The organism is Geodermatophilus sp. SYSU D00766 (assembly GCF_054049915.1).
In genome coordinates this window covers 1-20,232 of the sequence record NZ_JBJGYI010000008.1, presented here as the reverse complement: position 1 = coordinate 20,232, position 20,232 = coordinate 1, and the positions used below count along the sequence as shown (strand labels likewise).

Annotated in this window: 20 protein-coding genes; 10 read left to right on the top strand and 10 right to left on the bottom strand. The window is 77.0% G+C overall.

Translation table 11 applies throughout. The features are described from left to right. Positions 1-14 precede the first annotated feature (14 nt). A complete protein-coding gene (locus ACI8AD_RS08860) occupies positions 15-233 on the bottom strand; it encodes a hypothetical protein (protein ID WP_456870162.1) in 219 nt (72 codons plus the stop codon). 251 nt (positions 234-484) lie between these two features. On the opposite strand from ACI8AD_RS08860, the gene ACI8AD_RS08855 reads away from it, so the two are divergent. From ACI8AD_RS08855 to ACI8AD_RS08845, 3 genes are read left to right on the top strand one after another with little or no spacing between them, the layout of a single operon-like run. After that, positions 485-1,315: a hypothetical protein gene (locus tag ACI8AD_RS08855; RefSeq protein ID WP_456870161.1), complete on the top strand. Its 831-nt coding sequence runs from the start codon at positions 485-487 to the stop codon at positions 1,313-1,315. Continuing rightward, positions 1,315-3,117 (top strand): fumarate reductase/succinate dehydrogenase flavoprotein subunit, encoded by a 1,803-nt coding sequence (locus ACI8AD_RS08850; protein WP_456870160.1) that lies wholly within the window; start codon positions 1,315-1,317, stop codon positions 3,115-3,117. The genes ACI8AD_RS08855 and ACI8AD_RS08850 overlap by 1 nt, the downstream gene beginning before the upstream one ends. Beyond that, the gene (locus ACI8AD_RS08845) at positions 3,114-3,869 is read left to right on the top strand and encodes a succinate dehydrogenase/fumarate reductase iron-sulfur subunit (protein WP_456870159.1); all 756 of its coding nucleotides are present in this window, start codon (positions 3,114-3,116) and stop codon (positions 3,867-3,869) included. Before ACI8AD_RS08850 ends, ACI8AD_RS08845 begins: the two co-directional genes overlap by 4 nt. 11 nt (positions 3,870-3,880) lie before the next feature. On the opposite strand, the gene ACI8AD_RS08840 is transcribed toward ACI8AD_RS08845, so the two are convergent. Continuing rightward, positions 3,881-5,215 carry a hypothetical protein gene (locus ACI8AD_RS08840; RefSeq protein WP_456870158.1) on the bottom strand — a complete coding sequence of 445 codons (1,335 nt, stop codon included), beginning with the start codon at positions 5,213-5,215 and terminating at the stop codon, positions 3,881-3,883. Between the two features lie 32 nt (positions 5,216-5,247). Beyond that, positions 5,248-6,096 (bottom strand): SDR family oxidoreductase, encoded by an 849-nt coding sequence (locus tag ACI8AD_RS08835; protein ID WP_456870157.1) that lies wholly within the window; start codon positions 6,094-6,096, stop codon positions 5,248-5,250. A 95-nt stretch (positions 6,097-6,191) separates the two neighbouring features. On the opposite strand from ACI8AD_RS08835, the gene ACI8AD_RS08830 reads away from it, so the two are divergent. Further along, positions 6,192-7,097, top strand: a complete 906-nt coding sequence (locus ACI8AD_RS08830; RefSeq protein WP_456870156.1) for an SCO6745 family protein — start codon at positions 6,192-6,194, stop codon at positions 7,095-7,097. Between the two features lie 88 nt (positions 7,098-7,185). Here the strand turns inward: ACI8AD_RS08830 and ACI8AD_RS08825 are convergent, their stop codons facing one another. Next, positions 7,186-7,356 carry a hypothetical protein gene (locus tag ACI8AD_RS08825; protein ID WP_456870155.1) on the bottom strand — a complete coding sequence of 57 codons (171 nt, stop codon included), beginning with the start codon at positions 7,354-7,356 and terminating at the stop codon, positions 7,186-7,188. A gap of 129 nt (positions 7,357-7,485) precedes the next feature. Between ACI8AD_RS08825 and ACI8AD_RS08820 the strand changes: the two genes are divergently transcribed. Then, the gene (locus ACI8AD_RS08820; RefSeq protein ID WP_456870154.1) at positions 7,486-8,274 is read left to right on the top strand and encodes a (Fe-S)-binding protein; all 789 of its coding nucleotides are present in this window, start codon (positions 7,486-7,488) and stop codon (positions 8,272-8,274) included. A gap of 160 nt (positions 8,275-8,434) precedes the next feature. Here the strand turns inward: ACI8AD_RS08820 and ACI8AD_RS08815 are convergent, their stop codons facing one another. Next, positions 8,435-9,319, bottom strand: coding sequence for a CPBP family intramembrane glutamic endopeptidase (locus ACI8AD_RS08815; protein ID WP_456870153.1), 885 nt, complete (start codon positions 9,317-9,319; stop codon positions 8,435-8,437). A 1-nt stretch (position 9,320) separates the two neighbouring features. Beyond that, positions 9,321-9,656 (bottom strand): hypothetical protein, encoded by a 336-nt coding sequence (locus ACI8AD_RS08810; protein WP_456870152.1) that lies wholly within the window; start codon positions 9,654-9,656, stop codon positions 9,321-9,323. 105 nt (positions 9,657-9,761) lie between these two features. Here ACI8AD_RS08810 and ACI8AD_RS08805 point away from each other — a divergent pair, with 105 nt between their 5' ends. After that, positions 9,762-12,056 carry an ATP-binding protein gene (locus ACI8AD_RS08805; protein WP_456870151.1) on the top strand — a complete coding sequence of 765 codons (2,295 nt, stop codon included), beginning with the start codon at positions 9,762-9,764 and terminating at the stop codon, positions 12,054-12,056. On the opposite strand, the gene ACI8AD_RS08800 is transcribed toward ACI8AD_RS08805, so the two are convergent. Further along, positions 12,057-12,359 (bottom strand): hypothetical protein, encoded by a 303-nt coding sequence (locus ACI8AD_RS08800; protein ID WP_456870150.1) that lies wholly within the window; start codon positions 12,357-12,359, stop codon positions 12,057-12,059. Between the two features lie 167 nt (positions 12,360-12,526). Between ACI8AD_RS08800 and ACI8AD_RS08795 the strand changes: the two genes are divergently transcribed. After that, positions 12,527-14,350 carry a DUF222 domain-containing protein gene (locus tag ACI8AD_RS08795; protein ID WP_456870149.1) on the top strand — a complete coding sequence of 608 codons (1,824 nt, stop codon included), beginning with the start codon at positions 12,527-12,529 and terminating at the stop codon, positions 14,348-14,350. A gap of 129 nt (positions 14,351-14,479) precedes the next feature. On the opposite strand, the gene ACI8AD_RS08790 is transcribed toward ACI8AD_RS08795, so the two are convergent. After that, positions 14,480-14,875: an ACT domain-containing protein gene (locus ACI8AD_RS08790; RefSeq protein WP_456870148.1), complete on the bottom strand. Its 396-nt coding sequence runs from the start codon at positions 14,873-14,875 to the stop codon at positions 14,480-14,482. A 17-nt stretch (positions 14,876-14,892) separates the two neighbouring features. On the opposite strand from ACI8AD_RS08790, the gene ACI8AD_RS08785 reads away from it, so the two are divergent. Continuing rightward, positions 14,893-15,153: a hypothetical protein gene (locus ACI8AD_RS08785; protein WP_456870147.1), complete on the top strand. Its 261-nt coding sequence runs from the start codon at positions 14,893-14,895 to the stop codon at positions 15,151-15,153. Positions 15,154-15,204: 51 nt separating this feature from the next. On the opposite strand, the gene ACI8AD_RS08780 is transcribed toward ACI8AD_RS08785, so the two are convergent. Continuing rightward, entirely contained in the window at positions 15,205-16,890 is a 1,686-nt protein-coding gene (locus tag ACI8AD_RS08780; protein WP_456870146.1) for a DNA repair helicase XPB, read from the bottom strand. 37 nt (positions 16,891-16,927) lie between these two features. Continuing rightward, positions 16,928-19,189, bottom strand: a complete 2,262-nt coding sequence (locus tag ACI8AD_RS08775; RefSeq protein ID WP_456870145.1) for a helicase-associated domain-containing protein — start codon at positions 19,187-19,189, stop codon at positions 16,928-16,930. A 57-nt stretch (positions 19,190-19,246) separates the two neighbouring features. Here ACI8AD_RS08775 and ACI8AD_RS08770 point away from each other — a divergent pair, with 57 nt between their 5' ends. After that, complete coding sequence (locus ACI8AD_RS08770; RefSeq protein ID WP_456870144.1) at positions 19,247-19,786, top strand: hypothetical protein; 540 nt, start codon at positions 19,247-19,249, stop codon at positions 19,784-19,786. A gap of 97 nt (positions 19,787-19,883) precedes the next feature. Continuing rightward, on the top strand, positions 19,884-20,111 hold the full coding sequence (locus ACI8AD_RS08765; protein WP_089405286.1) for a hypothetical protein: 228 nt from the start codon (positions 19,884-19,886) through the stop codon (positions 20,109-20,111). Positions 20,112-20,232 lie beyond the last annotated feature (121 nt).

Sequence of the window (20,232 nt, the reverse complement as noted above, 5' to 3'; positions counted from 1 at the left end):
CGGATCGGCGGCGGTCAGTCGTCCTGCTGCGCGGCCGCCCGCCGCTCGGCACCGGTCTCCTCCGCGTAGCCGACGTCCTGCCCGGACACCCGCCCGACGAAGGTCCCCGTGTCGCCGGTCCCGGTCGTCGCGTCGGCGTCCGGCCCCCCGCCGCCGCCGTCGCCCGTGGCCCGCGACAGCGCCTGCGCGTCGTCGCGGTCGACGTCGTCCTCTCCCGGTCGTGGATCCGACACGGACCGGGGATGCCCGTCCCCGGCGTCGCCGACACCTCGGGGCACCCCCGCGGCACGGGGAACCGGCCGGTCGCGGAACCCCCGGCGCAGCCCCTTTCCCCGGTGCGCACGTCCGTGGTGGACTGCGGCCCCGCCCTCCCGGCGGCGTCAGAGCGATCTGGAGGCAGCGATGTCCCTGGAGCAGGAGTGACGACGGCGCGCGGGGCGGTCGACGCCCCGGCACGGGTGGGCGCACCCGTGACGGCGCGCCGGTGACCACCACCGCGCCCCGCGGCTCCGGGGCGGTGTCCGCCGGACGCGGCAGCGGGGGTCCGGCGCCGCGGCGGGCGACGATCGCGGCGCGGACGCTGCGGACCGACCGCTGGTGGGTCCAGCCGCTGGTCACCGTCGTCGTGCTGCTGCTGTTCATCGCCTACTCGACGTTCCGCGCCTTCCAGAACGCCTACTACTCCGCCGAGCCCTACATCTCGCCGTTCTACTCGCCGTGCATCACCACGCGCTGCGAGGGCGACAGCTTCCCCGAGTTCTTCGAGGGCCCGGCCTGGATCTCCCCCGCCCTCTACATCCTCGTGCTGCCGCTGGGGATCCGGCTGACCTGCTACTACTACCGGAAGGCCTACTACCGGTCGTTCTGGCTGTCCCCGCCGGCCTGCGCGGTGGCCGAGCCGCACCGCCGCTACACCGGTGAGACCCGGTTCCCCCTCGTCGGGCAGAACGTCCACCGGTACTTCCTGTACGCGGCGCTGGTGTTCAACGTGATCCTCTTCTACGAGGCTGTCCGCGGGTTCCGCGACGAGACCGGCGAGTGGGGCCACATGGGGCTGGGCACGCTGATCCTGCTGGTCAACGCCGTGATGCTGTTCCTGTACTCGGTCTCCTGCCACTCCTGCCGGCACATCGTCGGCGGCCGGCTCAACTCCTTCTCGAAGCACCCGCTGCGCTACCGGGCCTGGACGCTGGCCTCCCGGCTCAACGGCCGGCACATGCAGTACGCGTGGATCTCGCTGTTCACGGTCGCGTTCGCCGACTTCTACGTCTTCCTCCTGGCCACCGGCACGATCTCCGACCCGAGGTTCTTCTGATGGAGCTCGAGAAGCACGAGTACGACGTCGTCGTCGTCGGGGCGGGAGGCGCGGGCCTGCGGGCCGCGATCGAGGCCTCCGAGAGCGGGGCGCGCACCGCCGTCGTCTGCAAGTCCCTGCTCGGCAAGGCGCACACGGTGATGGCCGAGGGCGGCATCGCCGCGGCGATGGCCAACCTCTACCCCGAGGACAACTGGCGGGTGCACTTCCGGGACACCATGCGCGGCGGGAAGATGCTCAACCACTGGCGCATGGCCCAGCTGCACGCGCAGGAGGCCCCCGACCGGGTCCGCGAGCTCGAGGACTGGGGCGCGCTGTTCGACCGGACCGCCGACGGGCTGATCAGCCAGCGCGACTTCGGCGGCCACCGCTACGCCCGGCTGGCCCACGTCGGTGACCGCACCGGCCTGGAGCTGATCCGCACCCTGCAGCAGCGCACGGTGGCGCTCGGCATCGACGTCTACATGGAGTGCACGGTCACCCGGCTGCTCACCGACGACGACGGCGTCACCGGCGCGTTCGGCTACTGGCGCGAGTCCGGGCGGTTCGTGGCCTGGCAGGCGCCGTCGGTGGTGCTGGCCACCGGCGGGATCGGCAAGTCCTACAAGGTCACCTCGAACTCCTGGGAGTACACCGGCGACGGCCACTCCCTGGCGCTGCAGGCCGGCGCGACGCTGGTCAACATGGAGTTCGTCCAGTTCCACCCGACCGGGATGGTCTGGCCGCCGTCGGTGCGCGGCATCCTCGTGACCGAGAGCGTGCGCGGCGACGGCGGCGTCCTGCGCAACTCCGCCGGCAACCGCTTCATGTTCGACTACATCCCCGACTTCTTCCGCAAGGAGACGGCGGAGACCGAGGACGAGGCCGACCGCTGGTACGACGACAAGAAGAACAACCGGCGGCCCCCGGAGCTGCTGCCCCGCGACGAGGTCGCCCGGGCGATCAACAGCGAGGTCAAGGCCGGCCGCGGCACCCCGCACGGCGGCGTCTTCCTCGACATCGCCTCACGCCGGCCGGCGGAGTACATCCGCAAGCGGCTGCCCTCGATGTACCACCAGTTCAAGGAGCTGGCCGAGGTCGACATCACCGCCGAGCCGATGGAGGTCGGCCCCACCTGCCACTACGTGATGGGCGGGGTGGAGGTCGACCCCGACACCGAGGCCGCGCGGGTGCCGGGCCTGTTCGCCGCGGGCGAGGTGGCCGGCGGCATGCACGGGTCCAACCGACTGGGCGGCAACTCCCTGTCGGACCTGCTGGTCTTCGGCCGGCGGGCCGGCCTGGCCGCGGCCGAGCACGCCGCCAAGCGCGAGCACACCCGGGGACTGCTCGCCGACGACGCGCTCGCCGACGCCGCCCGGGCGGCGCTGGCCCCCTTCGAGCGGGAGGGCGGGGAGAACCCCTACACCGTGCAGCACGAGCTGCAGCAGACGATGCACGACCTGGTCGGGATCATCCGCACCGAACCGGAGATGCGGCAGGCGCTCGAGCGGATCGGCGAGCTGCGGGAACGGGTGGCGCGCCTGTCCGTCGAGGGCCACCGGCAGTACAACCCCGGCTGGCACCTCGCCCTGGACCTGCCGCACATGCTACTGGTGAGCGAGTGCATCGCCCGGGCGGCACTGGAGCGGCAGGAGAGCCGCGGCGGGCACACCCGCGACGACTTCCCCGCCACCGACGCCGAGTGGGCGCGGACGAACCTCGTCTGCTCCGTCGGCCCCGACGGGGCCGTCGCGCTGACCCGGCAACCGCTCCCCCAGATGCCGGCCGAGCTCGCCGAGATCTTCGAGGAGGGCTCGGCGTGACCTACGACGCGACGTTCCGGGTGTGGCGCGGGGACGCCTCGGGCGGTGACCTGCAGACGTTCACCGTGCCGGTCAACGAGGGCGAGGTCGTGCTCGACGTCGTCCACCGCCTGCAGTCCACCCAGGCCGGCGACCTCGCTGTCCGGTGGAACTGCAAGGCCGGCAAGTGCGGCTCGTGCAGCGCGGAGATCAACGGCCGGCCGCGGCTGATGTGCATGACCCGGATGAGCTCGTTCGGCGAGGACGAGACGGTGACGCTCACCCCGCTGCGGACGTTCCCGGTGGTCCGGGACCTCGTCACCGACGTCTCCTACAACTACGAGAAGGCCGCGCAGATCCCCGCGTTCACCCCGCGGCCGCGCGACCCCGACGGCAACCACCGCATGCAGCAGGTCGACGTCGAGCGCTCGCAGGAGTTCCGCAAGTGCATCGAGTGCTATCTCTGCCAGGACACCTGCCACGTCATCCGCGACCACGAGGAGAACAAGCGCGCCTTCGCCGGCCCGCGGTTCCTCATCCGGCTGGCCGAGCTGGACATGCACCCGCTGGACACGACCGACCGGCGCAACGCCGCGCAGGAGGAGTTCGGCCTCGGCTACTGCAACATCACCAAGTGCTGCACGGAGGTGTGCCCGGAGGGCATCCACCTGACCGACAACGGGATCATCCCGCTCAAGGAGCGCGTGGTGGACCGCAGGTTCGACCCGATCACCTGGCTCGGCTCGCGGATCGGCCGGCGCCCGCGGAGCTGACCCGGGCTCCCTCAGCCTCCCTGCGGGGCATCACCGGCCGGCGGCGGGAGCTCGTCCGCCGGCGGCGGCTGGACGTCCTCCGCCGGCGGCGGCTGGACGTCCTCCGCCGGCGGCGGCTGGACGTCCTCGGCCGGCGGCTGGGGGTCGTCGTCGGGCGGCCGGGGGTCCTCGACCTGCGGGTGCGGGTCGTCGCCGCGGTCGCGCGCCCGGCCGGCCCCCGGCAGGCCCGACACCACCTGGTGCAGGTCGTCGATGAGCTCGAGCAGCGCGTGCAGGTCCGTCGGCACCCGGCCCAGCTCGGCGGTGGTCGGCAGGTGCCCCGACTCCAGTCCGCGCAGCAGCCGCGGCACCTGGTCGGCGAGCGTGGCCAGGGCGGCGGTGCGGTCCTCGGTGAGCAGCGCGGGCAGCCGGTCGAGCAGCGTGCCCAGCGCGCGGGCGGCGTCGTCGGTGAGCTCGCGGTCGAGCCGGTCCAGCAGCCGGCGCACCCGCTCGTCGGCGGCGAGGTCGAGCAGCGCGCGGACCCGGTCGTCGGCCGCCAGCTGCAGGGCCTGCTCCACCCGCTCGCCGGTCAGGATGCCGAGGGTGCGGTCCACCCGGTCGTCGACGACGACGTCGAGCGCCCGCCCGATCCGGTCGTCCAGGGCGAGGTCGAGGGCCCGGCCGATCCGCTCGTCGGAGACCAGGTCGAGCAGCCGGCCGACCCGCTCGTCGGCGGCCAGGTGCAGGGCCACCCCGACCCGGTCGTCCGCGGCCAGCTCCAGGGCCCGCTCCGCGCGCCGGTCGGCCAGCAGGTCCAGCGCCCGCTGCAGGCGCGCGTCGGTCACCACGTCCAGCGCCCGGTCCAGGCGCTCGTCCCCCAGCAGGTCCAGCGCCCGGTCCAGCCGGGGCAGCAGGTCGGTGGCCAGGGCCCGGTCGAGCCCGTCGGCGAGCCGGTCCAGCCGTCCCGAGGACAGCAGGCCGTCGACGGCGTCCAGGACGCGCGGCACGACGTCGGCCCGTGAGCGGAGGGTGTCCACCGTCCGGGTCAGCGCCTCGACGCGGTCCGGTGACAGGGCGGTGCCCAGCCGGTCGACCACAGCGCCCAGGGTGGCGGCCCGCTCGGGGGTGAGCGTCGCGGCGAGGCGCTGCACCACCCCGGCGGCCGCCTCCACGGCCTCGGGACCCACCGCGGCCGCACGCGCCACCGCGGGGCCGGCGCCGTCGAGCAGCGCGCGGGCGCGGCGGAGGACGTCGTCGGCCAGCGGGAGCAGCGTCTCGGCGCGGGGCAGGGCGGCGCTGAGGCTGCGGACGGAGTCGGCGAGCGTCCAGGGCAGGTCGAGGAGGTCCGAGGGACCGGGCAGGCGCACGGGCGTCGTCTACCCGCCCCGCCGGGCCTGACTCACCGGGCCGGGCCCGCCGGCCCGCGCAGCACCTCCGCCAGCGTGCGCGCCGGCCGCCCGAGCAGCTCGGGCACCGCCGGGGAGACGGCCGCCAGGTCGCCGGCGGCGATCGCGGTGTAGGTCGACACCCAGGCGTCGACCTGCCAGCCCGGCGCCCCGTAGCGGGCGCGGGACGCGTAGGCCTCCGCCACCGTCTCGGCGTGGTAGCGGACCGGCCGGCCCGAGACCGCGGTGAGCGCCTCGGCGACCTCGGCCAGGGTGAGGGCCTCCGGGCCGGTGAGGTCGTGGGTCCGCCCGGCGTGCGCCGCCGGGTCGCGCAACACCTCGACGGCGACGTCGGCGATGTCGTCCTGCGCCACCATCGCCACCCGCCCGTCGCCGGCCGGGCCGCGCAGGACGCCGTCCTCCCCCACGAGCGCCGGCGCGAAGTCGGCGTAGAGCGAGTCGCGGAGGAAGGTGGCCGGCAGGCCGCGGGCGCGCACGTGCTCCTCGGTGGCCCAGTGGTCGCGGGCCAGGGTGAAGGTGGCGTCCGGCGCCGCCCCGAGGAAGGACACGTAGACCAGGTGCGCCACCCCGGCCGCGACGGCGGCGTCGACGAAGGTGCGGTGCTGGTCGACCCGGTCGGGGGTCTCCGACGCCGACACCATGAACACCGTCGAGACGCCCTCCAGGGCCGCGCGGACGGCGTCGCCGTCGGCGTAGGGCGCGCGGACGGCGGTGGCGCCGGGCAGCCCGGGCGCGCGGGCGGGGTCGCGCACCAGCAGCCGCTGGTCGGTCCCGGCGGCGGCGAGCCGGCGGGCGACCCGCCCGCCGAGCTGTCCGGTGGCACCGGTGACGGCGAGGGTCATGGCGGCTCCTGACGGGTCGGGACCGGACCTGCCCGACAACCACCGGGCCCGGCCCGGCCTTCCCCGTCACGGCGTCGCGCGCGCACCATGCCCGGGTGGACTACGCGCTGGCGCAGCAGCTGTTCCTCACCCCGCCGGAGACCGAGCGCCCCGCCGCCGGGATCCCCGACACCCCCGGCCGCCGGCTGCGCGACGCCGCCGAGCCGATCGCCACGATCAGCTGGTGGGGCCGGCCGGTCAACGACCGGCTCGCCGCGCTCGGCCTGGACTTCCTCACCGGGTACGTGTGGGGCCGCGCCGCCCCGATGGGCGCGCCGGCCGCCCCGGTGGTCGTCGCCGCCTTCGGCGTCTTCGAGCCCGGCGTCCTCACCGGCTGGTACGAGCAGGCGCGGGCCACCGCCGGCCGCGCCGACGTGCTCGCGGCCCGGGAGGAGGGCGTGGTGGAGTCGCTGCGCGAGCTGCTCCCCGACGCCGACGTCACCGGCGCGGTCGCCGCCCTGCGCCGCGGCGCCGACGCGGCCGCCCCGCACGTCGTGGGCCGCCCGCTGTTCGCCGGCCAGCTGTCGCTGCCCTGGCCGGCCGACCCGCTCGGGCAGCTGTGGCACGCGGCGACGCTGCTGCGGGAGTTCCGCGGCGACACCCACCAGGCCGCCAACGTGGCCGCCGGCCTGACCGCCGTCCAGATGAACCTGCTGACCGAGTACTGGGTCGGCTGGGAGCACGCCGCCTACGCCGGCACCCGCGGCTGGTCGCCGGAGGCGATGGCCGATGCCGACGCCGACCTCGAGCGGCGCGGGCTGGTCGCCGGCGGCCGGCTCACCGAGGAGGGGCGGCGGCTGCGCGACGACGTCGAGGCGCGCACCGACGCCGCGATGGAGCCGGTCCTCGCCGCGATCGGGGCCGACCTGCCGGAGCTGACCCGCCAGCTGGACGCGTGGTCGACGGCGGTCGTGGCCGGCGGTGCCGCACCACCGGACCTCTACAAGCGGATCAGCGGCTGACCGTCAGCCGCCGGTTGCTCCCCCGCGCGCTCGTGCTCTGCACACAGGCGTGTGCAGAGCACGAGCGTGCGCGCGACCGGGTGCGAGGTCAGCCACGGTGCACCTCGTCGTAGCCGAGGTCGCCGCCCGGGTCCTCGTCCGCCGGGGCCGGCGGCTCCGCGGGCGCCGGGGGCACCGGCTGCCGCCCCGACCCGGCGGTCGCCTCGTGGACGAGGTCGTAGCTGTAGTCGCCGTCGGACTGCTCCCCTGGCTGCGTCATGGCCCCTCCCCACCGCGCGTGAGCCCCCGATGCTGCGCGCCCGGCCGGGACCTGTACAGGGGCCCTCGTCGCGCACGCGTCGGTGGTGCGAGAGTCGGGCAGGCTGTTCTGCGACAGGGAGGGGGTCCGGTGAGAGTCGCGCTGTTCGCCACCTGCCTGGTCGACACGCTGGTGCCGCAGGTGGCCCGGGCGACGGCGGTGCTGCTGCAGCGGCTGGGCCACGAGGTGGTCGTGCCGCGCGACCAGGCCTGCTGCGGGCAGATGCACGTCAACACCGGCTACCGGCGCGAGGCGGTGCCGATCGTGGCCAACCACGTGCGCGCCTTCGCCGACGCCCTGTCGTCGGGTGTCGACGCGGTCGTGGCGCCGTCGGGGTCGTGCGTGGCCTCCATCCACCACCAGCAGGCGCTGGTCGCCCGCCGGGCCGGGGAGCACGCACTGGCCGCCGACGCCGAGGCGCTGGCCGCCCGCACGTACGAGCTGTCGCAGTTCCTCGTCGACGTCCTCGGCGTCACCGACGTCGGCGCCTACTACCCGCACCGGGTCACCTACCACCCGACCTGCCACTCGCTGCGGCTGCTGCGGGTCGGCGACCGGCCGCTGGCGCTGCTGCGCGCCGTCCGCGGGCTGGACCTGGTGGAGCTGCCGGGCGCGGAGTCCTGCTGCGGGTTCGGCGGCACGTTCGCGGTGAAGAACGCCGACACCTCGACGGCGATGCTCACCGACAAGATGGCCGACGTGCTGTCCACGCACGCCGAGGTGTGCACCGCCGGTGACGCGTCCTGCCTCATGCACATCGGCGGTGGGCTGTCGCGGCTGCGCTCGGGCACCCGGACGGTGCACCTGGCCGAGATCCTCGCCTCGACGGAGGACGACGTGAGCCCCACCCAGACCACCCGGCCGGCGGTGCGGGCATGACCGTGGCCTGTCCCGGGGGGCGGCCCCCGCCCGCCCCCCCCCCCCCCCCCCCCCCCCCCGCCCCCCCCCCGCCCCCCCCCCCCCCCCCCCCGCGGGCCCCCGGCCCCGCCCCCCCCCCCCCCCCCCGGCGGGGCCGGCCGCCCCCGCGGCGGGACCGGTGTCAGGAGCGGGAGCGCCGGGTGAGGTCGGGCCGGACGACGGCGACGGCGACGGCGGTGACCACGACCAGGGCGACGGCCGCGGCGAGGACGGGCTGCCCGCCGGAGAGCAGGTCGTCGACGAGCCCGTCCTCGCCGCTGCTGCCGTTCCAGGAACCGTGCAGCACGGCGACGGCCAGGACGCTGCCCGCGGCCCCCCGCAGGAACACGCCGACCAGCAGCCGGAACACGAGCGCGGCGCCGAACACGATCCCCAGCCCGGTCGCCACCGACTCCACCGTGATCTCACCCCACAGCAGCAGCGGCAGGTGGATGGCGGCGAAGGCGACGGCGGTCAGCGCCGAGCCCGCGAGCAGGCCGTGCCGGCGCTCCAGGCGGGTCTGCACGAAGCCGGCCCAGACGGTCTCCTCCCACAGGTTGACCAGGACGACCGGGAGGAGCATCAGCGGCACGGCCTCCACGAGGACCGACACGGGGTCGGCCGTCAGCGAGCGGCCGAGCAGCAGACCGACGGCGACGGTGGCCACCGGCAGGGCGGCCAGGGCCGCGAGCCACCAGCCTCCGCCGAACCGCCAGCGGAACGTGCGGGCGAACAGCGCCCGGACGCCCGCCCGGCCCTCGGTGACCGACACGACCCACACGGCGGTGGGCAGCAGGACCAGCACGGTGGCGGCCAGGGCGAAGAGCTCCCCGGGCAGCGCCCCGCCCGGGATCACGCCGTGCTCGGCCAGCGCGGGGATCCCGAGCACGACCCAGCCGAGGGGCAGGGCGATCGCCAGGAACGCGCCGATCGGGTGCCGGGCCGCCCAGCCGCGGAAGCCGCGCGCCGGGGTGCCGGGAGGGGCCGCCGGACGGCGGCCGGTGCGGGTGTCGTCGAGAGCGGACACGTCAGGACCTGCCTCTGCTTCGGGGGGACGGGGGATCGGGGAGCGGGCGCACCCGGTGGACGCTCGCGGTCGGCAGCGCGGCGGTGTCCCGGGCGAGGACGACGTCGTCGCGGCTGCCGGCCGCCACCAGGCACAGGACCCGGTGCTCGGCGGGGACCAGCAGTCCGCTGCACCAGCGGATCGCCGTCCCGGCGGCGGCCAGGCGCCGGACGGCGTACCGCAGGGCGGAGTGCACCTGGGCGGCGTCGTCGGCCGCGCAGGTGGCGCAGAACTCGACGAGGAAGAGGTCCGCGTCCCCGGGGGGCGCCGACCTCCCCGTCCGCCGGGTGCCGTCCACGGCGGCCACCCTGTCCGGCCCCGCCGCGGGGGACATCGGGAGAACCCCGGGTGGCGGTACGGGAACGCCCCCTCTCCGGTACGGGCGTCGCTACGGTCCTGCGGCATGGCGGGGCACCGGCTCGACCGCAGCCGCGGGCTGCCGGCCGAGCGCAGCTCGTTCGTGGGGCGACGTGCCGAGCTGGCCGAGGTGCGGCGGCTGCTGTCCGGCGCCCGCCTGGTGACCCTCGTGGGCCCCGGCGGGGTCGGGAAGACCCGGCTGGCGGTCCGCGCGGGCACCGACCTGCGCCGGTCGTTCCCCGACGGCGTGACCCTGGCCGACCTCACCGCCGTCGCGGACCCGGCCCGGGTGGGGGAGCAGGTGGCACGCGCCCTCGACGTGCGGGACGTGTCCGGCCGCTGGCTGCCCGCGACCGTGGCCGAGGTCGTCGGCGACCGGCAGGTGCTGCTCGTGCTGGACAACTGCGAGCACCTGCGGGACGCGTGCGCCGTGCTGGTGGACACCCTCCTCGCCGCCTGCCCGGGCCTGCTGGTGCTCGCGACCAGCCGGGTGCCGCTCGACGTCGACGGGGAGGCGGTGCTGTGGGTCCCCCCGCTCGGCGTCCCGCCCCGCGACCGGCCGGGGGCCGCGACGCCGTCGGAGGCCGTGGCGCTCCTGGTTCAGCGGGCGACGGCGGCGGTGCCGGGGCTGGTCCTGGGCCCGGCCGACGACGCCGCCCTCGCCGACGTGTGCCGGCGCCTGGACGGCCTGCCGCTGGCGATCGAGCTGGCCGCCGTCCGGCTGCGGACGCTGACCCCGGCCGAGCTCGCCGGCCGCCTCGACGACCGGTTCGGCCTGCTGCGCCGGTCGGGGACCGCCGTCCCGGAGCGGCACCGCACGCTGCAGGCCACGATGGAGTGGAGCGCCGAGCTGCTCACCGAGTCCGACCGGGTGCTGTGGCGCCGGGCGGCGGTGTTCGCCGGCGACGTCTCCCTGGCGGCCGCCGAGGCGGTGTGCTCGGACGACGTGCTGCCGGCCGGCGCGGTCCTCGACGCGCTCGACCGGCTGGTGGCGGCGTCGCTGCTGGAGGCCGTGCCGGGGCCGGGCGGCCGCCGGTTCCGGATGCTCGAGACGGTCCGCGCCTACGGCCGGGAGCTGCTCGACGCCGCGGGCGAGGCGCCCGCGGTGCAGCTGCGGCACGCCGGCTGGTGCGCCCGGCTGGTCGCGGCGGCGTCGGCGGAGTTCGTGGAGCCGGGTCAGGTGGCCGCCTTCGACCGGCTCGACGCCGTGCACGCGGAGCTGAGCGCCGCGCTCGACGTGTACCTGGCCGAGGACGCGGTGCGGGGCCTGGCGATGGCGGCCGACCTGTGGCTGTACTGGGCGGCGCGCGGCCACCTGGGGGAGGGGCGCCGCCGGCTGCAGGACCTCCTCGCCGCGTGCCCGCAGCCGTCCGGCACCCGGGCCCGGGGCATGGTCGCCGCCGGTTTCCTCGCGCTCGCCGCGACCGACCCCGCGGCGGCGCTCCCGCTGCTCACCCGGGCGCGGGAGCTCGGGGAGGCCTGCGGCGCGCCGTCCGTCGTCGCCTCGGCCACCCAGTACCTGGGCCAGGCGGCGCTGTTCGACGGCGACCTGGCCGCGGCCGACCGGCTGCTGCGCGAGGCGGCGGCGCGGCACGCCGCGGCCGACGGGCGGTACGAGGCCTTCTGCTGGGCCGACGTCGGGGTCGCCGCGCTGCTCGCCGGGCGCGACGCGGACGCCGCGGAGGCGTTCGCCCGCAGCCTCGCGCTCGCCGAGCGCGGCGACCCCTGGACCCGGTCGCACGCGCTGTGGGGACTGGGCCTGGTGCGGCTGGGTGCCGGGGAGGCGGAGGAGGCCACCGCGCTCGAGCGGTCCGCGCTCGGGCTGATGCGCGAGGTGGACGACCGCAGCGGGACGGCGCTGTGCATCGAGGCGCTGAGCTGGGCCGCCGCCGCCCGGGGGGCGTGGGAGCGCGCGGCGCGGCTCGGCGGCGCGGCCGAGGCCGTGTGGCGGTCCATCCCCGCCGACCTGCCCGCCCCGCTGACCCGGCGGCGCGAGGAGTGCACGACGGCGGCCCGCCGCGCGCTGGGCGACCGCCGCTGGGGAGCCCTGCACCGGGAGGGCGCCGTCCTGGACCGGACGGGCGCGGTGGCCCTGGCGCTCGACGAGCGGCCGGCGCCGTCCGTGACGCCGGCCGGTGCCGGGCCCAGCCCGCTCACCGCACGGCAGCAGGAGGTGGCCCGGCTCGTGGCCGAGGGCCTGACCGACCGGCAGATCGCGGCCCGGCTGGTGATCTCACCGCGCACCGCCGAGTCCCACGTCGAGCAGATCCTGGCGCGGCTGGGCGTGCGGTCGCGGGCGGAGATCGCCGCCTGGACGGCGGCGCGCGCCGCCGTCGGCTGATCAGCCCCGGTCCTCGCCGTTCCGCACGAGGCGCAGGTGCGGGCCGGTGGGCACGTCGGCCCGCGGGTCGGGGACCTCGGGCAGCCCGGCGGCGCGCCGCACCCGGTTCTCGGGGACGTCGAGGGCGCGGGCGAGGTGGCCGGCCATCCACGGGCTGATCAGCGCCCAGCCGCGGGTGTGCGCGAGCCGCTCGAGCACCTCGGGGCCGACTGCCCCCCGCGCGCGGCGGGAGGCCTCGTACACGGACCCGCCCAGCTCCCACAGCCGTCGCCGGACGAGTGCCTGCAGGTCCTTCGTGGGCATGGACGAACTGTATTTCAGGGAAGCCCGGGGAGCAGTCGGTCGAGCGGTGTCGAGCGGGTGTCCACGGTGAGCTCACGAGGCTGCTAGTCCCGGAATCGCCACCTTCCTCCGCTCTGACCTGCGGCTTCACCTTGTCATCGTCGTCCATCGAACGTATGATCGAAGACGTGACGGAGGTCCTGGCGGTCGACGAGCCCGTGGTGGGCCGGGCGTCGGGGCCGCTGGGCGCGGTGCAGGCCGCCGACCGGGAGATCTCCCGGCAGACGGCGTTGCGGGCGCGGGCGATCGCGGCCTTCGCCGCTACCTGTCCCGCCTCCGCCGACCGGCAGCCCGGGGAGCCCGGCGCGATGGCGGCCGAGCGGTGGGCGGCGCGGGCCGAGGTGCTGCGGCCGGTCAGCGAGTGGGCCGCGCACGAGCTGGCGATCGCGCTGAACGTCACCACCCAGCGCGCGGAGGAGGAGTTGGCACGGTCGCTGACCCTGGTGCACCGGCTGCCGGGGGCGCTCGATGCGCTGCAGGCCGGGGTGCTGCACCCCGGGCACCTGTGGTGCCTGCTCGAGCACGTCGCCCCGATCGCCGACCACGCGCTGCGCGCCCGGATCGAGGCCGAGCTGCTGGGCTGGCTGGGCGGCCGGTCGGTGACCACCCCGGCGCAGCTGGGCGACAAGGTTCGCCGGGTGGTGCTCAAGCACGCCGCCCGGGACGCCGCCCGCCACCTGGCCCGCGCGCTGCGCCGGCGCGGGGTATCCGCCCGCCCGGACCGCACCGCCGGGATGAGTGTGGTGTCGGCGTTGCTGACCACCCCGGAGGCCGCCGCGCTGCTCGCGGCGCTGGGCGCCTGCGCCGACGCGCTGCCCGCCGACACCCGCAGCCGCGGGCAGAAGATGGCCGACTGCCTGCTGGACCTGGTGCTGCGCCCCGGCGAGACCGGCCGGCCGCCGGTGCAGGTCGCGCTGACGGTGGTCGCACCCGTCGGCGCGCTGCTGGGCGGGGATGCCCCGTGCGAGATCGACGGGCAGGTGGTGCCCGCCGAGGTGGTGCGCGCCCTGCTCGCCGCCCTGACGGGCCAGGCGAACGGGACCGAGTCCGTCGAACCCGACACCGCGCCCGCCGACACCGCCCCCGCCGACACCGCCCCCGCCGACACCGCCCCCGCCGACACGGCACCGGCCGGGCCCGAGCCGCATGACAGGGCGGGCACGTCCGCGGTGGTGTCCGAGGCGGAGGACTTCGCGCGCTGGTCGGAGGAGCTGGAGCAGCGGGTGCTGGCCGGGGAGTTCGACGCCGAGCCGGCCCCCTGCTACCTCGACGAGGACGGGCCACCACCCGACCCCTGGCCACCCGACCCCTGGCCAGTCGGCTCAACAGCGCGGTACCGCTCCGCTCCGGCCGTGCCTGACGGCTGGTGGGCGCGCGCCGACCGCGCCGTCGACGACGCCGGCACCGCCCTGCTCACCCTCCAGCGCACCCTCGGCCACGCCCGCCGGCTGGTCGCCACCGCGCAGCGCGCCGACGCCGCCGATGAGGCCACCGGGGCGAGCAGTGCCGCCGGCCAGGTCTCGGCCGCACCCGACGCACTCACCGCCCTCGCCGCCGCCGCCGATCAGGCCCGCGCCGACCTGGCCGACCTGCTCGCCCGCACCGCCGGCGGCGGGCTGGCCGACCGGCCCCGCCTCGCCCTCACGCACACCCTCGGCGGCGCGCTGCTCGCCCTCACCGACCTGCCCGCCCTGCAGCAGGCTGCCCGCACCGGCACCGGCCTGACCGCACCCGGCGAGAGCCCCGGCTACCGGCCCGCCGCCGCCCTGGACCGGTTCGTGCGCGCCCGCGACCGGCGCTGCCGCTTCCCCGGCTGCCGCCGCCCCGTTCCCCGCCGCGGCGAACTCGACCACCACACCCCCTGGCCCGCCGGGGCCACCGCCGCGGCCAACCTGGCCGGCTACTGCACCGGCCACCACCGCTCGACGGCCCCGTCCAGGGTCCCGCCCTGAGCTTGCGAAGGGCGGGGAGGACGGGGTCCTTCCTCAGGCACCGGGATGGACGCACCGGCTGGCCCCCGACGGCACCCTCACCGTCACCACCCCGTCCGGCCTCACCGCCACCACCGAACCACCGCCCTACTAGGGACGGGTCAGTCCCTCGAGGACGGTGAGGGCGCGGTCGGCCTCGTGCGCGGGGACGAACAGGTGGTCGTGGTGGTAGGCGGCCAGCACGTTGCAGCTGATCCCGGCACCGGCCAGGGCGGTGCTCACCCCGGCGGTGAGACCCACCGCGGCGAGGTCGGAGTGCACCAGCAGCGTGATGCGGGCCGCCACGTGGTCGTAGGACAGCCCCACCCGGTCGGCCTCCTCGCGGGGCAGGACCAGGGTGAGCCCCTCGTCCTCCCGCACCGTGGCGACGGGGGTCAGCCCGCCGGGCACCTCGGAGCCCGGCACGGTCGTGAAGACGTACGTCCCGGGCGCACGCCGTGGCGCCATGCCGGACAGCAGACGGTCGAGGTCCCGTTCACCGGCCACGGGAGCATCCTGCAGGCATGACCGGACCCGAGTACGCCGGACTCCGCGAGCGAGCGGCCAAGGGCGACCGCGACGCCGTCGACGAGCTGATCGAGCTGGCCGGCGAGCAGGGCGACCTCGCCGAGCTCCGCCGGCTGGCCGACCTCGGCTACCGCGACGCCGCCGACGAGCTCGTGCAGCGGGCCAGCGAGCGGGGCGACCTGGCCGAGTTGCGCCGGCTGGCCGAGGAGGGCAACGCCGACGCCGCCGACGTCCTGCACGAGCTCACCGAGGAGTGAGGACACCGCAGCCCCCGGTCCGGAGGGACCGGGGGCTGCAGGAGAGCGGCGCTAATCGGCGGGCTCGTCCACCCAGTCGGGGCCGTTGACCTCACCCGGGCCGGCGAGGTCGGCGGCGTCGACGATCGTGTACGCGTAGCCCTGTTCGGCGAGGAACCGCTGCCGGTGGGCGGCGTACTCGGCGTCGAGGGTGTCGCGGCTGACCACCGTGTAGAAGTGCGCCTGCCGGCCGTCGGCCTTGGGGCGCAGCACCCGCCCGAGCCGCTGGGCCTCCTCCTGCCGCGACCCGAACGTCCCCGACACCTGGACGGCGACCGCGGCCTCGGGCAGGTCGATGGAGAAGTTGGCGACCTTCGACACGACGAGCGTGCGGATCTCCCCGGCGCGGAACGCGTCGAAGAGCTTCTCCCGCTCGCGGTTGGTGGTCGACCCCTGGATCACCGGCGCGTCCAGCGCCCGCCCGAGCTCCTCGAGCTGGTCGAGGTAGGCCCCGATCACCAGGGAGGGCTCCTCGGGGTGCCGCTCGAGCACCCGCCGGATCACCGGCAGCTTCGACGTCGCCGTGGCCGCGATCCGGTACCGCTCCTCGGGCTCGGCGACGGCGTAGGTCATCCGCTCCTCGTCGTCGAGCCCGACCCGCACCTCGATGCACTCGGCCGGGGCGATGTAGCCCTGCTGCTCGATGTCCTTCCAGGGCGCGTCGTAGCGCTTGGGCCCGATGAGGGAGAAGACGTCGTCCTCGCGGCCGTCCTCGCGCACCAGCGTCGCCGTCAGCCCCAGCCGGCGGCGGGACTGCAGGTCGGCGGTGAGCCGGAAGATCGGCGCGGGCAGCAGGTGCACCTCGTCGTAGACGATCAGGCCCCAGTCCTGCGCGTCGAAGAGGTCCAGGTGCCGGTACTCGCCCTTCCGGCGGGTGGTCATCACCTGGTACGTGGCGATGGTGACCGGGCGGATCTCCTTGCGCTCGCCCGAGTACTCGCCGATCTCCTCCTCGGTCAGCGAGGTGCGCGCGATCAGCTCGCGCTTCCACTGCCGGCCGGAGACGGTGTTGGTGACCAGGATCAGCGTGGTCGCCTTGGCCTCGGCCATCGCCGCGGCCCCGACCAGCGTCTTGCCCGCGCCGCACGGCAGGACGACGACGCCCGAGCCGCCGGCCCAGAAGCCCTCGACCGCCTCGCGCTGGTAGTCGCGCAGGTGCCAGCCGTCCTGGGCCAGCTCGATCGGGTGCGCCTGCCCGTCGACGTAGCCGGCGAGGTCCTCCGCCGGCCAGCCCACCTTGAGCAGCGCCTGCTTGAGCCGGCCGCGCTCGGAGGGGTGCACGACGACGGTGTCGGGGTCGATCCGCGCCCCGATCATCGGCGCCACCCGCTTGGAGCGGACGACCTCCTCCAGCACGGCGCGGTCGGTGGTGGTGAGCACCAGGCCGTGGACGGGGTTGTTGACCAGCGTCAGCCGGCCGAACCGGTCCATGGTGTCGGCGACGTCGACCAGCAGCGCGTGCGGCACCGGGTAGCGCGAGTAGCGCACCAGCGCGTCGACGACCTGCTCGGCGTCGTGCCCGGCGGCGCGCGCGTTCCACAGCGCCAGCGGGGTGACCCGGTAGGTGTGGACGTGCTCGGGGGAGCGCTCGAGCTCGGCGAACGGCGCGATGGCCGCGCGGCAGTCGCGGGCCTGCGGGTGGTCGACCTCGAGCAGCAGGGTCTTGTCCGACTGGACGATGAGCGGTCCGTCGTTCACGTGATGGGGAGCCTCTCCTCGGCGGGCGTCTGACTGGTCAACCGTTGCCGGCGGCCGGTGCTTCCTCGTCGACCAGCGCCACCGAGGTGATCCGGTGCACCGCGAAGGTGCGGTTCTCGTGGCGGCGCTCGTCCCACCCCTGGAGGAAACCACCGGCCAGTGACACCGGCTGCACCACGCGCTGGCTGCCGCTGCCCTGGGCGTCGACGTAGCCCAGCCACACCGGCACGCCGTCGCGGATCGCGCGGGAGAGCACCTCCAGCGTGCCGGCGGTGGTGACGCCCGGGACCTGCCGCACCGGCGCGGCCGGCCGGGCGGCCAGCGCGGCGTCGCCGGCCCGGATCTCCCGCACGGTGGCCGCGGCCTCCGCCTCGGTGAGCGGCCGGGCCACCGCCGACGGCGCCGGCCCGGGCCGGCGGCCGGCCGCACGGGGCCGCGCCGGCGGGCGGGTGAGCACCGCGCCGCCCGGGGACTCCCCGGCCGGGGCGTACCCCGCGTCCCGCAGCACGGTGAGCACCTCGTCGGCGCCCAGCCCGCTGACCAGCACCCCCGGTGCCAGCCGGCGCAGCTCGGCGGCCGCCGTCCGCCGGTCGCCGAGCACCTGGGACAGCAGCCCGTGGTCGTCGGAGCGCACGTAGCACTCGATCGAGCCGACCCGCAGCCGGCCGTGCTGCCGGGCCACGTCGTCGACCAGGTAGTCCAGCGCCTGCGGCACCGGCGTGCGGGAGGAGCGGGCGAAGAGGTCGTGCAGGTCGGTGGCCGACCACCCGGCGTCCAGCGCCCGCCGCACGGAGGACTCCGACACCCGGAACACCGTCGCCCCGCCCGAGGACTCGACGTCGGCGACCACCGACAGCGTGTCGGCCAGCGCGGCCACCAGCGGCCCGGGCGCGACGAGGGTGAGGTCGGGCTGGGCGAGCACGTGGTCGACCGGCTCGGGCAGCAGGCCCTGCACCCCGTCGGCGGCGCCCTCCTCGCCGCGGGCCAGCAGCCCCCGCCCGCCGGTGGACAGCACCCCGCCGACCAGCACGCCGAGCCGCGCGGCCTCGGTGAGCACGTCGGGCACCGGCGCGAGCCGGTCGGCGCGCCGCGGCGTCCGCCAGCGCAGCAGGGCGACGAGGTCGTCGGGCGCCAGGCCCGAGCCCGGCGGGGAGGCGGCCAGCGCGGCGAGCGCCGACCGGCGGATCGCCGGCGCGGTGTGCCGCACCAGGTCGGGGGACAGCGCGTTGACCGCCTTGCCCGCCACGTCGCGCTGCCCGACCAGCGAGGGCAGCCGCGGGCTGTCCAGCCACCCGGCGGCCAGCGCCGCCCACCGGTCGGCCAGCGGCTGCTCGCGCCACAGGTCGTAGCCGCGGGTGGGCAGCCACTCGTCGCGGTGCGGGCCGCCGACGTCGAGCAGGCCGGCGGCGAAGGCGAGCTCGAGCAGCCAGCCGGCGTCGGCCTCGGACACCGACAGTGCCTTCGCCAGCCGCTTGCGGTCGCGGACGGCGACCCCGCCGCTGCGCAGCAGCCCGGCGGGCTCGTCCTCGAGGACGGCCAGCAGCTCGCCCACCCGCCCGACCGCCTCCAGCGCGGCACCGGCCGCCTGCCGGTCGACGGCGGCGGGGTCGCGCTCGACCGCGGCCGGCCGCGGCTCCGGGCGGGAGGGGCCGTAGGGCTGGTCGCCGCGCAGCAGCAGCCCGATCTCCCGCGGCAGCTCGACGTTGAGCGCGTCGACGCGCGCCAGCAGCCCCGCCTGCAGCAGCCGCCGCGCGGGGGAGGCCGCGCCGCCACCGGCCTCGGGCAGGTGCCCCACCGGGCGGTCGCCGGCCAGCCGCTCGAGCACCTGGCGCTCGGCGGGGTCCAGCGCGCCGACGGCGGCGGGCAGGTCGGCCGGCAGGGTCACCCGCAGCTCGGCGGCGCGGCGGCCCAGCCCGGCGGGGTAGCGCACCGCCCGCCGCACGTGGTCGGGGGCGTGCAGGACCTCGTCGCCCCACAGCAGCGCCCGGGTGGTCAGCCGCTCGACGGCCGCCGCGACGACGTCCTCGGGCAGCCCGGGCAGCGAGGCGGCGACCTCGGCGGCCTCCACGCCGTCGGTGGGGGCGAGCAGCACGACGTCGAGCACCTGCAGCGTGGCGGCGTCGAGGTCGTCGAGGGCCCGGTCCACCGACACCGGCACCGCCAGCCGGCTGGCCAGGGCGATGACGTCCGACGGTGCGGGGCGGGCCACGTCGGGGCGCGCGGCCAGCAGCGCCGCGAGCTGGGCGTCGCTGCGGGTGCGCAGCCACGCCGACAGCGTGGCGGGACGGTCGGCAGGCATCCGGACCACGTTACGTCCCCGCGCGCGGGTGCCGCCCCCGGCGCCGGGCCTGCGAGCATGGGCGACGTGCAGCCGGCCGCCGACGACCCGCACACCCGCGCGGCGCTCGAGGGGTACCGCGCCGGCGCGCTGCGGTGGCTGGCCGGCGGGGTGATCGCCGTCGTCCTCGCGGTGCTCCTGGGGGCGGTCGCGGTCAGCGTGGCCGAGGACCGTGGCCGCCCGCTGCCCCTGGCCGGGCTGGTGGTCGTGGGCCTGGTGCTCGGCGGGCTGGTGGCCGCCGCCGCGGGCCTGGGCGCGCTGGCGCGGGCGCTGCGCTGGCGCCGGGCGCTGGCCGCCGTCCCGTGGCAGCGCGGGCTGCTGCGCATCGCCGGCCCGGCGATCGTGGCCTTCGAGCCGGAGGGCTACGACGAGTGGGACCCCGACGACGAGCCGGTGCGGCTGACCCTGGTGAGCACCTCGGTGTGGCGGACCCGCCAGGTGCAGGGCCTCGACGGCGGGGAGGTGCGGGCGGCCCCCGTGGGCAGCGGGCAGTGGGTGCTCACCGCGGAGGGACTGCCGACGCTCTACGGCGCCCGGACCGCCCGCCGGTCCCGCTGAACCCGTGTCGCGGCCGGGCGTCGTGCGGGTAGGAGGAGCGGCGCGAGAGGATGGCGCCGAACGCGCACCCGTGGGTGCGCCCGAGCACGGAGGCGAGATGGCCAAGCGCAAGGAGAAGCACGCCCACCTGGTCGAGCCGACCTGGGGCCAGTCGGAGGACGCCGGCCCCCCGGTGACCGAGTTCCTGGGTGAGATGGCCGGCCCGCTGTCGCCGTTCGGCGAGGACCACAGCTTCCCGCTGCCGCCCGACCGCATCCGCTACGCCCACCCCACCGACAAGCCCAACCGCGCCGGGGTGCAGCTGCCGGAGAACCGGCGCCGCTGACCCCTCCCGGGGGGGGGGGGGGGGGGGGGGGGGGGGGGGGGGGGGGGGGGGGGGGGGGGGGGGGGGGGGGGGGGGGGGGGGGGGGGGGGGGGGGGGGGGGGGGGCGGGGGGGCCGCGGGCG

Coding starts and splice junctions, on each gene's coding strand:
- ACI8AD_RS08850 (WP_456870160.1), top strand. CDS start 1,315: ATGGAGCTCGAGAAGCACGAGTACGACGTCGTCGTCGTCGGGGCGGGA.
- ACI8AD_RS08765 (WP_089405286.1), top strand. CDS start 19,884: ATGGCCAAGCGCAAGGAGAAGCACGCCCACCTGGTCGAGCCGACCTGG.
- ACI8AD_RS08805 (WP_456870151.1), top strand. CDS start 9,762: ATGGCGGGGCACCGGCTCGACCGCAGCCGCGGGCTGCCGGCCGAGCGC.
- ACI8AD_RS08800 (WP_456870150.1), bottom strand. CDS start 12,359: ATGCCCACGAAGGACCTGCAGGCACTCGTCCGGCGACGGCTGTGGGAG.
- ACI8AD_RS08835 (WP_456870157.1), bottom strand. CDS start 6,096: ATGACCCTCGCCGTCACCGGTGCCACCGGACAGCTCGGCGGGCGGGTC.
- ACI8AD_RS08785 (WP_456870147.1), top strand. CDS start 14,893: ATGACCGGACCCGAGTACGCCGGACTCCGCGAGCGAGCGGCCAAGGGC.
- ACI8AD_RS08825 (WP_456870155.1), bottom strand. CDS start 7,356: ATGACGCAGCCAGGGGAGCAGTCCGACGGCGACTACAGCTACGACCTC.
- ACI8AD_RS08770 (WP_456870144.1), top strand. CDS start 19,247: ATGGGCGACGTGCAGCCGGCCGCCGACGACCCGCACACCCGCGCGGCG.
- ACI8AD_RS08775 (WP_456870145.1), bottom strand. CDS start 19,189: ATGCCTGCCGACCGTCCCGCCACGCTGTCGGCGTGGCTGCGCACCCGC.